This window comes from Microbacterium sp. K35 (genome assembly GCF_004794375.1).
Classification (GTDB): Bacteria; Actinomycetota; Actinomycetes; order Actinomycetales; family Microbacteriaceae; genus Microbacterium; species Microbacterium sufflavum.
This window is the reverse complement of sequence record NZ_SSDM01000349.1, coordinates 1-14,757: the sequence shown is the minus strand read 5'-3', so window position 1 is coordinate 14,757 and position 14,757 is coordinate 1. Positions and strand designations below refer to the sequence as shown.

Annotated in this window: 12 protein-coding genes, 1 pseudogene and 1 riboswitch; of the genes and pseudogenes, 10 read left to right on the top strand and 3 right to left on the bottom strand. The window is 71.3% G+C overall.

Going from position 1 to position 14,757, the window contains the following annotated elements:
* Positions 1 to 83 precede the first annotated feature (83 nt).
* Complete coding sequence (locus tag DW299_RS14100) at positions 84 to 1,463, bottom strand: MFS transporter (RefSeq protein WP_136036963.1); 1,380 nt, start codon at positions 1,461 to 1,463, stop codon at positions 84 to 86.
* A gap of 125 nt (positions 1,464 to 1,588) precedes the next feature.
* Between DW299_RS14100 and DW299_RS14095 the strand changes: the two genes are divergently transcribed.
* The 8 genes from DW299_RS14095 to DW299_RS14060 are packed head-to-tail and all read left to right on the top strand — an operon-like array spanning position 1,589 to position 10,094.
* On the top strand, positions 1,589 to 3,088 hold the full coding sequence (locus DW299_RS14095; RefSeq protein WP_136036962.1) for a fumarylacetoacetate hydrolase family protein: 1,500 nt from the start codon (positions 1,589 to 1,591) through the stop codon (positions 3,086 to 3,088).
* The gene (locus DW299_RS14090) at positions 3,085 to 3,771 is read left to right on the top strand and encodes a GntR family transcriptional regulator (protein WP_136033966.1); all 687 of its coding nucleotides are present in this window, start codon (positions 3,085 to 3,087) and stop codon (positions 3,769 to 3,771) included. Before DW299_RS14095 ends, DW299_RS14090 begins: the two co-directional genes overlap by 4 nt.
* Complete coding sequence (hpaE, locus tag DW299_RS14085; protein WP_136033965.1) at positions 3,768 to 5,267, top strand: 5-carboxymethyl-2-hydroxymuconate semialdehyde dehydrogenase; 1,500 nt, start codon at positions 3,768 to 3,770, stop codon at positions 5,265 to 5,267. The genes DW299_RS14090 and hpaE overlap by 4 nt, the downstream gene beginning before the upstream one ends.
* A 28-nt stretch (positions 5,268 to 5,295) precedes the next feature.
* Positions 5,296 to 6,462 (top strand): 3,4-dihydroxyphenylacetate 2,3-dioxygenase, encoded by a 1,167-nt coding sequence (gene hpaD, locus DW299_RS14080; RefSeq protein WP_136036961.1) that lies wholly within the window; start codon positions 5,296 to 5,298, stop codon positions 6,460 to 6,462.
* Between the two features lie 9 nt (positions 6,463 to 6,471).
* Positions 6,472 to 7,257: a fumarylacetoacetate hydrolase family protein gene (locus DW299_RS14075; protein ID WP_136036960.1), complete on the top strand. Its 786-nt coding sequence runs from the start codon at positions 6,472 to 6,474 to the stop codon at positions 7,255 to 7,257.
* Positions 7,242 to 8,042 carry an HpcH/HpaI aldolase family protein gene (locus tag DW299_RS14070; RefSeq protein WP_136036959.1) on the top strand — a complete coding sequence of 267 codons (801 nt, stop codon included), beginning with the start codon at positions 7,242 to 7,244 and terminating at the stop codon, positions 8,040 to 8,042. Before DW299_RS14075 ends, DW299_RS14070 begins: the two co-directional genes overlap by 16 nt.
* A 59-nt stretch (positions 8,043 to 8,101) precedes the next feature.
* Positions 8,102 to 9,352, top strand: coding sequence for an MFS transporter (locus tag DW299_RS14065; protein ID WP_136036958.1), 1,251 nt, complete (start codon positions 8,102 to 8,104; stop codon positions 9,350 to 9,352).
* Positions 9,353 to 9,374: 22 nt separating this feature from the next.
* The gene (locus DW299_RS14060) at positions 9,375 to 10,094 is read left to right on the top strand and encodes a DUF6882 domain-containing protein (RefSeq protein ID WP_136036957.1); all 720 of its coding nucleotides are present in this window, start codon (positions 9,375 to 9,377) and stop codon (positions 10,092 to 10,094) included.
* Between the two features lie 122 nt (positions 10,095 to 10,216).
* Here DW299_RS14060 and DW299_RS14055 read toward each other — a convergent pair whose 3' ends face one another.
* Complete coding sequence (locus DW299_RS14055) at positions 10,217 to 11,095, bottom strand: bifunctional methylenetetrahydrofolate dehydrogenase/methenyltetrahydrofolate cyclohydrolase (protein ID WP_136033953.1); 879 nt, start codon at positions 11,093 to 11,095, stop codon at positions 10,217 to 10,219.
* 117 nt (positions 11,096 to 11,212) lie between these two features.
* Positions 11,213 to 12,487, bottom strand: a complete 1,275-nt coding sequence (glyA, locus tag DW299_RS14050; RefSeq protein WP_136033951.1) for a serine hydroxymethyltransferase — start codon at positions 12,485 to 12,487, stop codon at positions 11,213 to 11,215.
* Between the two features lie 35 nt (positions 12,488 to 12,522).
* Positions 12,523 to 12,607: riboswitch (ZMP/ZTP riboswitch) on the bottom strand.
* A 116-nt stretch (positions 12,608 to 12,723) separates the two neighbouring features.
* Here glyA and DW299_RS14045 point away from each other — a divergent pair.
* Both DW299_RS14045 and DW299_RS14040 read left to right on the top strand, forming a co-directional pair.
* Positions 12,724 to 14,235, top strand: coding sequence for a beta-N-acetylhexosaminidase (locus DW299_RS14045; RefSeq protein WP_136036956.1), 1,512 nt, complete (start codon positions 12,724 to 12,726; stop codon positions 14,233 to 14,235).
* A pseudogene (locus tag DW299_RS14040) lies at positions 14,232 to 14,757 on the top strand (N-acetylglucosamine-6-phosphate deacetylase); the annotation flags it as partial. The gene DW299_RS14045 and the pseudogene DW299_RS14040, both read left to right, overlap by 4 nt.

Here is a 14,757-nt window from a genome sequence, read left to right as displayed (position 1 = left end):
GGGCGCGCCGCACCGGGCACACATAAGAGGGCGCCCGGCCGCCCTCCGGCAGCCGGGCGCCCTCGGCGGCGAGCCGACCCGCGTCAGGCCTTCGCGAGACCGCGGATCGGGCTGACCGCCTGCTCCTCCTCGTGATCCGGCCCCAGCGGGATGCCGGAGCGGTCGCGCAGCAGGAGCGTCGCGATCAGACCCAGCAGGGTCATGCCCACGAGGTACCAGGTGACGCCCGCGGTCGAACCGGTCTCCGCGACGATCGCGGTGGCGATCAGGGGCGCGAACGCGCCGCCCGCGATGGCCCCGATCGCGTACGAGATCGAGACGCCGGAGAAGCGGATGCTCGCCGGGAACAGCTCGGTGTAGAGCGCGGCCTGCGGGCCGTACGTGAAGCCGAGCCCGATCGTGAGGATCGCGAGCCCGGCGAACAGCAGGCCGATCTCGCCGGTGTTCACGAGCGGGAAGAGCGTGAACACGCCGACCAGCTGCAGCACCCAGCCGATGAGGTAGGTGGTGCGACGGCCGAGGCGGTCCGACACCCAGCCCGCCAGCAGCGTCGTGAGCAGCCAGGTCACCGCCGAGCCGGTGACGGCCCACAGCACGGGTCCGCGCTCGAGGCCGATCGGGCCCTCCGGGTTGGTGGCGTAGCCCTGGATGTAGCCGCCCGTGGTCATGTAGCCGACCGCGTTGTTGCCGGCGAAGACGAGCGCCGCGATGATCACGAGCAGCGCGTGCTTGCGGAACAGCTGCACGATGGGCATCTTCGCCTTCTCCTTGCGCTCGGCGAGCTCGGCGAAGACCGGGCTCTCCTCCACGCGGCGGCGCACGTAGTAGCCGACGAGGATCAGCACCACGCTGAGCAGGAACGGCACGCGCCAGCCCCACGCGAGGAACTGGTCGCCGGGGGCGATCGCCGTCATGAGCGCCATGACGCCGGAGGCGAGCAGCAGTCCGAGCGGCACACCGATCTGCGGCGAGGCGCCGAAGATGCCGCGCTTCTTGCGCGGGGCGTGCTCGACGGCCATCAGCACTGCGCCACCCCACTCGCCACCGGCCGAGATGCCCTGCACGATGCGCAGCAGCACGAGCAGGATCGGTGCCATCACGCCGATGGTCTCGTAGGTCGGCAGTACACCGATCAGCGCGGTCGCGGCGCCCATGAGGATGAGCGTCCACATGAGCACGGCCTTGCGCCCGAGCTTGTCGCCGAAGTGGCCGGCGAGGAACGCGCCGAGCGGACGGAACAGGAAGCTGACGCCGACCGTGGCGAAGCCGACCAGGGCGCTGTTGGCGCCGAGCGGCGCGAAGAAGAGCTGTCCGAAGACGAGCCCGACCGCCGTGGCGTAGATGAAGAAGTCGTACCACTCGACGGTGGTCCCGACGACGGTGGCGAACACGACGCGGCGCCGGTCGGCCGCCGTCGCGATGGTTCCGGTGGGCGTGAACCCATCCTGTGACTGCCCGCTCATGGGGTGTCTCCTTTGCTTGTGACCGCATTGTCACGGCGTGCGCGGACGTGAATCCGATGTGCTTGCCGAGGGGTGACACGATGATATATGATTTCGGATACGACGCACAACGCGTCCGGCACGACATGCACCGAGCGCGAGGAGGCGCCCCCGTGACGGAACCCATCACCCGCCCCGGCAAGATCATCGCGATCCACCTGAGCTACGCGTCCCGCGCCGACCAGCGCGGCCGCCGCCCCGCCGCTCCCTCCTACTTCTTCAAGCCCGCCAGCTCGGTCGGCGTCTCCGGCGGCACGGTCGAGCGCCCGGCCGGCACCGAGCTGCTCGCCTTCGAGGGCGAGATCGCTCTCGTGATCGGCACCGCGGCGCGCCACGTCTCGCTCGCCGATGCGTGGGACCACGTCGGCGCGGTCACCGCGTCGAACGACCTGGGCCTGTACGACCTGCGCGCGAACGACAAGGGCTCCAACGTCCGCTCCAAGGGCGGCGACGGCTACACGCCCCTGGGCCCCGAGCTCATCGACGCCCGCACGGTCGATCCCGCCGCTCTCCGCGTGCGCACCTGGGTCAACGGCGAGCTCCGGCAGGACGACACCACCGCCGGACTGATCTTCCCGCTCGCCCAGCTCGTCGCCGACCTGTCGCAGCACTTCACCCTCGAGCCCGGCGACGTGATCCTCACCGGCACCCCGGCGGGCTCGTCCGTGATCGTGCCGGGCGACGTGGTCGAGGTCGAGGTCGACGCGCCGGACGCGCCCGGCGCTCCGAGCTCCGGCCGCCTGGTGACCACGGTGACGCAGGGCGAGGTGCCGTTCGACCGCGACCTCGGCTCCCTTCCCGCCGTCGACGACCTGCAGCGCACCGAGGCGTGGGGCTCCCGCGAGGAGGCGGGCCTGCCGCCGGAAGAGGACACACCCACGCTCACGCCCGAGCTGCGCGCCCAGCTGCTCGAGGCTCCGACCGCCGGGCTGTCGGCTCAGCTGCGCAAGCGCGGCCACCACTCCTGCTTCATCGACGGCGTCTCGGCGAACCTCCCCGGCACCAAGATCGTCGGCACCGCGAAGACGCTGCGCTTCGTGCCGTTCCGCGAAGACCTGTTCCGTTCGCACGGCGGCGGATACAACGCCCAGAAGCGCGCGTTCGACGCGGTCGCCGAGGGCGAGGTCATCGTGATCGAGGCCCGGGGCGACGCCACCACCGGCACGCTGGGCGACATCCTCGCGCTGCGGGCGCAGAATCGCGGGGCCGCGGGCGTCGTGACCGACGGCGGCGTGCGCGACTTCGACGCGGTCGCCGAGATCGGGCTCCCCGTGTTCTCGCAGGGCGCGCACCCCTCGGTGCTCGGCCGCAAGCACGTGCCGTGGGACGTCGATGTGACCATCTCGTGCGGCGGCGCGACCGTGCAGCCCGGCGACATCATCGTGGGCGACGGCGACGGCGTGATCGTGATCCCGCCGGCTCTGGCGGCCGAGGTCGCCGCCGACGCGATCGCGCAGGAGGTCGAGGACGCCTGGATCGCCGAGCAGGTCGCCGCCGGCCACCCGGTCGACGGTCTCTTCCCGCTGAACGCCGAGTGGCGCGCCCGCTACGAGCAGGCCACCGGGGCCGGGAAGGACCAGCGGTGAGCACGGTCGAGAGCGCGAGCAAGTCGGAGCAGGCGTACGCCTGGATCCGCTCGCGCATCTCCGCGCACACCTACGGCCCTGGCTACCGCCTGGTGCTCGGCCCGATCGCCGACGAGCTGGGCATGAGCGTGGTGCCGGTGCGCGAGGCCATCCGCCGACTGGAGGCCGAGGGGCTCGTGACGTTCGAGCGGAACGTGGGCGCCCGGGTGACCCTCGTCGACGAGGGCGAGTACGCCCACACGATGCAGACGCTCGGGCTGGTGGAGGGCGCGGCGACCGCGCTGTCCGCTCCCCTGCTCGACGCCGACGCCCTCGCCGAGGCCGCCGAGGTCAACGACCGCATGGCCCGGCTGCTCGACCACTTCGACCCGCACGCGTTCACGGAGCTGAACCGCCAGTTCCACTCGGTGCTGTTCGAGCCGTGCCCCAACCCGCACCTGCTCGACCTCGTGCACCGCGGCTGGGCCCGGCTGTCCGGCATCCGTGACTCCACGTTCGCCTACGTGCCCGGCCGTGCGCACCACTCCGTGGACGAGCACGCCCAGATCCTCGAGCTGATCCGCGACGGCGCCGAGCCGCTGGAAATCGAGCTCGCCGCCCGCAACCACCGCTGGCGCACGAGGGACGCGTTCCTCGATGCGCTGCACACCCGTTCCGTCCCCGCCGAAGGAGAAGCATCATGACCGACTCCCGCATCCCCGCCGACCTGCCCGACCACATCCAGCACTACATCGACGGCTCCTTCGTCGACTCGGTCGACGGCGACACGTTCGACGTGCTCGACCCGGTGACGAACCAGACCTACACCACGGCCGCCGCCGGCAAGAAGGCCGACATCGACCTCGCCGTCGCCGCCGCCAAGCGCGCGTTCGACGAGGGGCCCTGGCCGCGCATGCTCCCCCGCGAGCGCTCGCGCGTTCTGCACCGCATCGCCGACATCGTCGAGTCGCGCGACGCCCGCCTCGCCGAGCTGGAGTCGTACGACTCGGGTCTGCCGATCACGCAGGCGCTGGGTCAGGCCCGCCGCGCCGCCGAGAACTTCCGCTTCTTCGCCGACCTGATCGTGGCGCAGGCCGACGACGCGTTCAAGGTGCCCGGCAAGCAGATGAACTACGTCAACCGCAAGCCGATCGGCGTCGCCGGGCTCATCACCCCGTGGAACACGCCGTTCATGCTCGAGTCGTGGAAGCTGGGTCCCGCGCTCGCGACCGGCAACACGGTCGTGCTGAAGCCGGCCGAGTTCACGCCGCTGTCCGCCTCGCTGTGGGCGGGCATCTTCGAGGAGGCCGGGCTGCCGCAGGGCGTGTTCAACCTCGTCAACGGCCTGGGTGAAGACGCGGGTGACGCCCTCGTGAAGCACCCCGACGTGCCGCTCATCTCGTTCACGGGCGAGAGCCGCACCGGGCAGATCATCTTCGGCAACGCCGCTCCGTTCCTCAAGGGACTGTCGATGGAGCTCGGCGGCAAGTCGCCCGCCGTGGTGTTCGCCGACGCCGACCTGGAGGCCGCGGTCGACGCGACCATCTTCGGCGTCTTCTCCCTCAACGGCGAGCGCTGCACCGCCGGGTCGCGCATCATCGTCGAGCGGTCGATCTACGACGAGTTCGTGGAGCGCTACGCCGCCCAGGCGAAGCGCGTGAAGGTGGGCTACCCGCACGACCCCGCGACCGAGGTCGGCGCGCTCGTTCACCCCGAGCACTACGACAAGGTGATGAGCTACGTCGAGATCGGCAAGTCCGAGGGGCGTCTGGTCGCCGGTGGCGGCCGCCCCGAGGGCTTCGAGGAGGGCAACTTCGTCGCGCCGACCGTGTTCGCCGATGTCTCCCCCGACGCCCGCATCTTCCAGGAGGAGATCTTCGGCCCGGTGGTCGCCATCACCCCGTTCGACTCCGACGAGGAGGCGCTCGCGCTCGCGAACAACACCAAGTACGGGCTCGCGGCGTACATCTGGACCAACGACCTCAAGCGCGCGCACACGTTCGCGCAGTCGGTCGAGGCGGGCATGGTGTGGCTGAACAGCAACAACGTGCGCGACCTGCGCACCCCGTTCGGCGGGGTGAAGGCGTCGGGCCTCGGCCACGAGGGCGGCTACCGCTCGATCGACTTCTACACCGACCAGCAGAGCGTGCACATCACGCTCGCCTCCACGCCCCACAACCCGACCTTCGGCAAGAACTGACACCCGTCGCACGAGCAAGGACGCTGACATGACCGACAAGACCAAGAAGACGCTGACCTCCTCGGGGTACTACGTGAGCCAGGAGGCTCCGATCGAGTCCGACAACCCCGTCGCGACGCCGAAGAGCACCCCGCCCGACATCCTGCGCTGCGCGTACATGGAGCTCGTGGTGACCGACCTGGCCGCCTCGCGCCAGTTCTACGTCGACATCCTCGGCCTATACGTGACCGAGGAGGACGACGAGGCCATCTACCTGCGCTCCACCGAGGAGTTCATCCACCACAACCTGGTGCTGCGCCAGGGCCCGATCGCCGCGGTGGCCGCGTTCTCGTACCGGGTGCGTTCGGCCGAGGACCTCGACCGCGCCGTGGAGTTCTACACCGAGCTCGGCTGCGACGTGCGCCGCAAGGAGGACGGGTTCGTGAAGGGCATCGGCGACTCCGTGCGCGTGGTCGACCCGCTCGGCTTCCCGTACGAGTTCTTCTTCGCCACCGACCACGTCGAGCGCCTGTCCTGGCGGTACGACCTGCACACCCCGGGTGAGCTCGTGCGCCTCGACCACTTCAACCAGGTCACCCCGGACGTGCCGCGCGCCGTGCGCCACTACCAGGACCTCGGCTTCCGCGTGACGGAGGACATCCAGGACGACGAGGGCACCGTGTACGCCGCGTGGATGCGCCGCAAGCCCACCGTGCACGACACCGCCGCGACCGGCGGCGACGGCCCGCGCATGCACCACGTCGCCTTCGCGACGCACGAGAAGCACAACATCCTCGCGATCTGCGACAAGCTCGGCGCGCTCCGCCGCTCCGACGCGATCGAGCGGGGCCCCGGCCGTCACGGCGTCTCGAACGCGTTCTACCTCTACCTGCGCGACCCCGACGGCCACCGCGTCGAGATCTACACGCAGGACTACTACACGGGCGACCCCGACAACCCCGTGGTCACGTGGGACGTGCACGACAACCAGCGCCGCGACTGGTGGGGCACCCCGGTCGTGCCGTCCTGGTACACCGACGCGTCGCTCGTGCTCGACCTCGACGGCAACCCGCAGCCGGTCGTCGCCCGCACGGACTCCAGCGAGATGGCGGTCACGATCGGCGCCGACGGCTTCTCGTACACGCGTGCCGACGAGGGCGAGGGCTCGATGCCCGAGTACAAGCAGGGCGAGTACAAGCTGGGCCACCAGCTCTAGGGGGCACGGATGCTGTCTGAGGAGACGATCGCGCAGATCGCGGCGGAGCTCACCGAGGCCGACCGCACGCACGGCGTGATCCCGCGCATCACCGCGCGGTACCCGGAGGCCACCGTCGAGGACTCCTACGCGATCCAGGGCGTGTGGCGCGACTCGCAGGTCGCGGCGGGGCGCCGGCTGGTGGGCCGCAAGATCGGGCTGACCTCGAAGGCCATGCAGCAGGCGACGGGCATCACCGAGCCCGACTACGGCGTCATGTTCGACGACACCGTCTACGAGTCCGGCGCCGAGATCCCGACCGCGCACTTCTCGAACGTGCGCATCGAGGTCGAGCTCGCCTTCGTGCTGAAGGAACCCCTGGAGGGTCCGGACTGCACGCTGGACGACGCCCTGGCCGCGATCGACTACGCGGTCCCCGCGCTGGAGGTGCTCAACTCGCACATCGAGCTGGAGGGCCGCACGATCGTCGACACGATCAGCGACAACGCCGCCTACGGGGCGATGGTGCTGGGGACCGTGCGCAAGCGCCCCGATGAGATCGATCTGCGCTGGGTGCCGGGTGTGCTGTCGCGCAACGGCGAGATCGAGGAGACGGGCGTGGCCGCCGGCGTCCTCGGGCACCCCGCCACCGGCGTCGCGTGGCTCGCGAACAAGTTCCACCAGCACGGCGCGCGGCTGGAGCCTGGCGAGATCATCCTGGCAGGATCGTTCACGCGCCCGATGTGGGTGTCGCGCGGCGACGAGGTGCTGTGCGACTACGGACCGATGGGAACCATCACATGCCGCTTCGTCTAGCCCCGTCGTTCCGCGCACAGCTCGCGGAGTCCGACCGGCCGTTCGTGGGGATGTGGGTGTGCTCCGGCAGCCCGCTGCTCGCCGAGGTGGCGGCGGGCTCCGGCCTGGACTGGCTCCTGATCGACATGGAGCACTCTGCCAACACGCTCGAGTCGGTGCTCCTCCAGCTCCAGGCGGTCGCGGCGTACCCGGTCACCCCGCTCGTGCGAGCCCCCTTCAACGATGCGGTCGCGCTGAAGCAGATCCTCGACCTCGGCGCGCAGAATCTGATCGTGCCGATGGTCTCGTCCGCCGAGGAGGCCCGCGCCGCCGTGTCCGCGACCCGCTACCCGCCGGAGGGGGTGCGCGGCGTCGGCAGCGCCCTGGCCCGCAGCGCCCGGTGGAACCGCGTCGAGCGGTACCTGCAGGAGTCGGCGCAGCACACCTCGCTCACGGTGCAGATCGAGACGACCGCGGGGGTGGAGGCCGCGGCCGACATCGCGGCGGTCGACGGCGTCGATGCCGTGTTCGTCGGCCCGTCCGACCTGTCCGCGTCGATGGGGCTGCTCGGCCAGCAGACGCATCCCGACGTCGTCGCCGCGGTGGAGCGGGTGTTCACGGCCGTGCACGACGCCGGGAAGCCGGTGGGCGTGAACGCGTTCGACCCCGCCGCGGCCGACGCCTACCTCGCGGCGGGCGCGGACTTCGTGGCGGTGGGCGCCGACGTGGCGCTGCTCGCCCGGGCGTCCGAGGCCCTGGCCACGCGCTTCATCGGCACGGACGGCACACCGCGCTCCAGCTACTGACCCGCCGCGCCGCGTGATCCGTGGCAGGATGACTCGGTGCACAGCAGCGAGGCGTCCCGATGATCCGCGGTCTCGCGGCGATGCAGGACCGCAACTTCCGCTGGTTCTTCCTGGCGCGGGCGATCACGATGATCACCGGCTCGATGTCGTCGATCGCGCTGGCCTTCGCGGTGCTGGAGATCGACAACGACGCCCGGTCGCTGTCGATCGTGCTGGCCGCGTTCACCGTCAGCAACATCGTGTTCGTGCTGTTCGGCGGGGTCGTCGCCGACCGCCTGCCGCGCGCGCTCATCATCCAGTCCTGCTACGTCGTCGACATCCTGTCGATCGGCGCGATGGCCGCCCTGCTCTTCACCGGCACCGCGACGGTCCCCCTGCTGGCGATCCTGTCGGTGGTCAACGGCGCCTCCACCGCGTTCGTGCTCCCGGCGATGCAGGGCATCATCCCGCAGCTGACCACCCCGGAGCACCTGCAGCAGGCGAACGCGATGCTGTCGTTCGTGCGGTCGGCCGTCACGATCGGCGGACCGGTCATCGCGGGTGTCGTGGTCGCGGCCGCCGGCCCCGCGTGGGCCATGGTGGTGCAGGCTGCGGGCTGGCTGGTCGCGATCCCGGTCCTCGCGCTCGTGAAGCTGCCTCCGCCCGCCGCGGAGGGCGGCACCACGATGTTCCACGACCTGCGGATCGGGTGGCACGAGTTCTGGAGCCGCAGTTGGCTGTGGACCATCGTGCTGGCCTTCATGATCATGAACGCGATCCACGTCGGGGCGTGGGGGGTGGTGGGGCCCTACATCGCGAAGAACGACGACCGGCTCGGCATCACCGGCTGGGGGTGGGTGCTCAGCGCGGAGGGCGTCGGCGTGCTGCTGATGACGCTGCTGCTGATGTGGGTGCCGCTGCGGCGTCCGCTGCGCTACGGGATGATCGGGATGGCCGCGTTCGCGATCCCGCTCACCGTGCTCGGCGTGCATCCAGGGGTGGTGCTGCTGGCGATGGCCGCGTTCCTCGCGGGGGCCGGAGCCGAGGTGTTCGCGACGGGCTGGAACCTCGCGATGATGGAGAACGTGCCCGGCGAGAAGCTCTCGCGCGTCGCCAGCTACGACATGCTGGGCAGCTTCGTGGTGATGCCGATCGGCACGCTCGTGTACGGCTGGCTGATCACCCAGGCCGATCCGGCCACCGTGCTGATCGCGTCCGGCGCGGTATACGGCGCGATCGCCCTGACGACGCTCGCGGTCCCCAGCGTCTGGCGGATGGGACGACCGGCGGCGGCGGTCGCTCCGGCCCGCGCCGAGGTGGCGGATTCATAGCAATCACGGGGAGACTGGGGGCATGACCTTCGCCGCCCTCCAGCCGCTCGCCGACCGTGCCGCCCTGTTCACCGCGCTCCGCCAGGACGCCCTCTCCGCGGCTGCCGATGCGCTCGGCGAGCACCGCTGGGATGCCGACCTGACTGCGGGCACGCTCACGTTCACGGCGAACGCGGATCCCACGCGGCAGCTGGTGACCCGCGCCCACCTGATCGCGACGATCGCCCCGGGGCCGCGCTCGCTGCTGTGGGCGTGGGCGCACCCGCAGGGCGACCCCCAGGGTGTCGCGGCCCAGCTGCGCGCGTACGGCACCGAGCACGGGGTCGCCGAGCTGACCTCCCCCGAGGTGCCGTTCCCGGCCGAGGCCTCGGGCGACGCGGACTGGATCGCGCAGGCGGCGCACACGGTCGGCGGGGTCGCGGTCGAGCTGACCGGGCGCTCCCCGTACTACTCCGCGCCGGTCGACGGCGGCACGCGCGCGGTGTTCCTCCTCGACGCACCGCTGGCGCCGCTCACGGTGGCCGACGCCGTGGTCGCGCTCCCCCGCGTGCTCTCCGGTGCGGCGCTGCCCGACGCCCGGACGTCGGTGTGGGACCTCGCCCGTCTGGCCGGCTGGACGCTCACGTGGACCGACGAGGCGTTCTCCGGTGCGACCGTGGTCGACACGAGCGGCACCGCGACGTTCCGTTTCGACGAGCAGGCGCGCATCAGCGGCGTCGAGAGCTCGCTGCACGGTCGCTGAGCCCCGTCTCCTCCCGCCGGCACCGTCTCCTCGCACCGTCTCCTCGCGCTGCGGAATGGAGAAGGCGCCCCTCCCGGCCGGGTGGGGCGCCTTCTCGATCCCGCGGTGACGGGCCGCCGGTGTCAGACCGCGCGCTCGGCGGCTTCGACCACGTTGGTCATGAGCAGCGCCACCGTCATCGGTCCGACGCCGCCGGGGTTGGGCGACAGATAGCCGGCGACCTCCGCCACATCGGGCGCGACATCGCCGAACACCAGGCTCTTGCCCGTCTCCGGGTCGGTCTCGCGGGTCACGCCCACGTCGAGCACGGCGGCGCCCGGCTTCACGTCCTCGGCGCGGATGAGGTGCTTCACGCCCGCGGCGGCCACGATCACGTCGGCCTCCCGCAGGTAGCGCGGCATGTCGACCGTGCCGGTGTGGGTGAGCGTGACGGTGGCGTTGAGGTCGCGGCGGGTCAGCAGCAGCCCGATCGAGCGGCCGATCGTGACGCCGCGGCCGACCACCACCACGTGCTTCCCCTTCAGGTCGTAGTCGTTGCGCAGCAGCAGCTCGATCACCCCGCGCGGCGTGCACGGCAGCGGCGTGTGGATGGGCGCGTTGACGTTGAGCACGAGCCGGCCGAGGTTGGTCGGGTGCAGGCCGTCGGCGTCCTTCGCCGGGTCGATCCGCTCCAGGATGGCGTCGGTGTCGAGGTGCTTCGGCAGCGGGAGCTGCACGATGTAGCCGTGGCAGGCGGGGTCGGCGTTGAGCTCGTCGATCAGCGCCTCGACGTCCTCCTGGGTCGCGTCGGCGGGCAGCTCGCGCTGGATCGAGTTCATGCCGATCGCCTCGGACTGCCGGTGCTTCATGCCGACGTACAGCTGCGAGGCCGGGTCGGCACCGACGAGCACGGTCGCGATGCCCGGCGTGATCCCGCGCTCCTTCAGTGCGGCGACCCGCTCGGTCAGCTCGGCCCGGATCTCGGCCGCGGCGGCCTTCCCGTCCAGGATCTTCGCGGTCATGTGATTCCTCTTCTTCTCTCCCCTCCCGCCGGGTGCAGGGCTTCCCGTCGAGTGCACGCCCCGCTCGCGTGAGCAGGCCGTGCACTCGGCAGGATCCGGTGCGCTCGGCGCGAGGGACTACTGCTGCAGGTCGGGGTAGAGCGGGAAGGCGGCGGCGAGCGCGTCCACGCGGGCGCGCAGGGCCTCCACGTCGGCGCCGGGCAGCAGCGCGAGCGCGATGATGTCGGCCACCTCGGTGAACTCCGCGTCGCCGAAGCCGCGCGTCGCGAGCGCCGGGGTGCCGATGCGCAGGCCCGAGGTCACCATCGGCGGACGCGGGTCGTTCGGCACGGCGTTGCGGTTCACGGTGATGTGGATGTCGTGCAGGAGGTCTTCCGCCTGCTTGCCGTCGATCTCCGCGTCGCGCAGGTCGACCAGCACGAGGTGCACGTCGGTGCCGCCGGAGCGCACGGCGATGCCCGCGTCCTGCACGTCCTGCTGCGACAGGCGCTCGGCGATGAGGGCGGCGCCGCGGAGCACGCGCTCCTGCCGCTCCTTGAACTCGGGGGTGCCGGCGAGCTTGAACGCGGTGGCCTTGGCGGCGATCACGTGCATGAGCGGACCGCCCTGCTGGCCCGGGAACACCGCGCTGTTGATCTTCTTGGCGATGTCGGCGTCGTTCGTCAGGATGAAGCCGGAGCGGGGGCCGCCGATCGTCTTGTGCACGGTCGAGGAGACGACGTGCGCGTGCGGGACCGGGTTGGGGTGCAGACCCGCGGCGACGAGGCCGGCGAAGTGCGCCATGTCGACCCACAGCACCGCACCGACCTCGTCGGCGATCGCGCGGAAGGCCGCGAAGTCCATCGTGCGCGGGTACGCCGACCAGCCGGCGATGATCACCTTCGGCTTGTGCTCGAGCGCGAGGCGACGCACCTCGTCCATGTCGATGGTCGAGGTCTCGGGGTTCACGCCGTAGGCGACGATGTCGTACAGGCGGCCGGAGAAGTTGATCTTCATGCCGTGCGTGAGGTGCCCGCCCTGGTCGAGCGAGAGGCCCAGGAGCGTGTCGCCGGGGCGGGCGATCGCGTGCAGCACGGCCGCGTTGGCGGACGCGCCGGAGTGCGGCTGGACGTTGGCGAACTCGGCACCGAAGAGGCTCTTGGCCCGCTCGATCGCCAGCGACTCGGCGACGTCGACCTCTTCGCACCCGCCGTAGTAGCGGCGGCCCGGGTAGCCCTCGGCGTACTTGTTGGTCAGCACGGAGCCCTGCGACTGCAGCACCGAGACGGGGACGAAGTTCTCCGAGGCGATCATCTCGAGGAAGGTCTGCTGACGCTTCAGCTCGCGGTCGAGGACCTGGGCGATCTCCGGGTCGACCTCGGCGAGCGGGGCGTTGAAGTAACGGTCGGTCATGACGTGCTCCTTTGACGACGGATTCGAGGGGTGTTCGCATCGGCCCAGGCGCGCGGTCGAATTCCGTGGTCAGTCGCTCCCCGGTGGTAGTCCACCCAGACGCCAGTCGCGACGATTACGAGCATAGCGGATCGGCGGAGCGGGACAGCGCGCTGCCGGCGGGTGCCCGACCGGCCACGCAGAATCGTTTCGATTCCGCTGTTCCCCTGGGCGTCCGCGGCCGATAGGTTTTGTTCATGGTCCTTCCTCTCGAGCTTCCCCTCGTGCCCGCCCCCGCCTCCACCACCGTCGGCGACGGCCGCCTCGCGATCACCTCCAGGTCCCGCATCCAGGGCTCCTCCCCCGCCGCCGCGCAGCTCGCCGCCGCGGTCGAGCGCCGCACCGGCCTGCGGCTGGAAACGGCCGCCGAAGGGCCGGCCGACATCGAGCTGCGCCTCGACAGCGGTGTCGCGGCTGCCGAGGGGTACACGCTGCGGATCGACGACCGCGCGGTGGTCACCGGCACCGACGAGGCCGGGCTGTTCTACGGCGTCCAGACGCTGCTGCAGCTGCTGCGCGAGGACGCCGGAGGCTGGGCGCTGCCGCACGTGGAGATCGCCGACGCCCCACGGTTCGCGCGCCGGGGCGTGATGCTCGACGTGGCGCGCCACTTCTTCGGCGTCGACGACGTGAAGCGCTTCATCGACAGCACGAGCGCCCTGAAGTACAACCACCTCCACCTGCACCTGAGCGACGACCAGGGCTGGCGGGTACACATCGACGCCTGGCCGCTGCTGACCGAGCGTGCGGCCACGACCTCGGTCGACGGTCACCCCGGCAGCTTCTACACGAAGGACGACTACCGCGAGATCGTCGCCTACGCCGCGACGCGGCACATGATCGTGATCCCCGAGATCGACCTGCCCGGACACACGCACGCGATCGGCGTCGCCTATCCGGAACTCGTCGAGGAGCCGGTGCTGAACGACGCCCTCGTCGCCGACTCCGAGCGGCTCGGGCAGCCGCTCCCGGTCGCCGGCGAGACGTATCTCGGATGGGGCGTCGGCCACTCCAGCGTGCGCATCCACGAGGAGCGCACCTACGACTTCGTGCGCGACGTCGTCCGGGAGCTCGCCGAGATGACGCCCGGTCCGTACATCCACATCGGCGGCGACGAGTCGCTCGGCACCCCGCAGGCCGACTTCGACCTGTTCGCCGAGCGCGCGACGGCGATCGTGGTCGCGGAGGGCAAGACCCCCGTCGCCTGGCACGAGATGGGCTCCGCCGCGAACATCGCCGAGGGGACCGTCGGACAGTACTGGGGCAAGACCACGCCGGAGGGCACCCACGCGGCGGAGGCCGCGCACTTCGTCGAGCGCGGTGGCGCGCTGATCATGTCCGCCGCGAACGTGACCTACCTCGACATGAAGTACACCGAGGACTTCCCGCTGGGGCTCACGTGGGCGGCGATCATCGACGTCCGCTCCGCCTACGAGTGGGAGCCGACCGCGGTGCTCGACGTGCCGGAGTCCGCGATCCTCGGCGTGGAGGCGCCCCTGTGGTCGGAGACCACCCGCACGCTCGACGAGGTCGAGCAGCTGGTGTTCCCCCGCGCGGCGGCCCAGGCCGAGGTCGCGTGGTCCCCGCGCGAGGGTGCCGGTCGGAGCTGGGAGTCGTTCCGGGCGCGGGTCGGACGACTCGCGCCGCTGTGGAAGGCTGAGGGGGTCGATTTCCACCCCGCAGCTGACATCCCCTGGAGCGAACGTTGACCACCCACTCCTCCGCGACCGGCTCGCTGGTCGTCCACTCCGCCCGCATCGTCGACCGCGGTGAGGTCACCGACGACGGATGGGTCCGCATCGAGAACGGCGTCGTCGTCTCGCGCGGCACCGGGTCGGAGTGGGAGTCCGCGGACCAGGTGGTCGACGCGGCGGAGGCCGCAGGTCCCGACGCCGTGCTGACCCCCGGCTTCATCGACATCCACGGCCACGGCGGCGCCGGTGCCGCGTACGACGACGGCATCGACGCGATCCGGACCGGGCGCGACCTGCACCGCGCGCACGGCACGACCCGCGCCGTCATCTCGCTGGTGACCGGAACGCTGGACGCACTGGCGGAGAGCGTCGCGACCATCGCCGACCTCACCGAGACCGACGTCGACGTGCTCGGCTCGCACCTCGAGGGCCCGTTCCTCGACCCCGGCCACCACGGCGCGCACGAGCCGTCGCTGCTGCGCCACCCCTCCGAGCGGGACGTCGCCCGGCTGCTGGACGCGGGGCGACGTCCCGCTC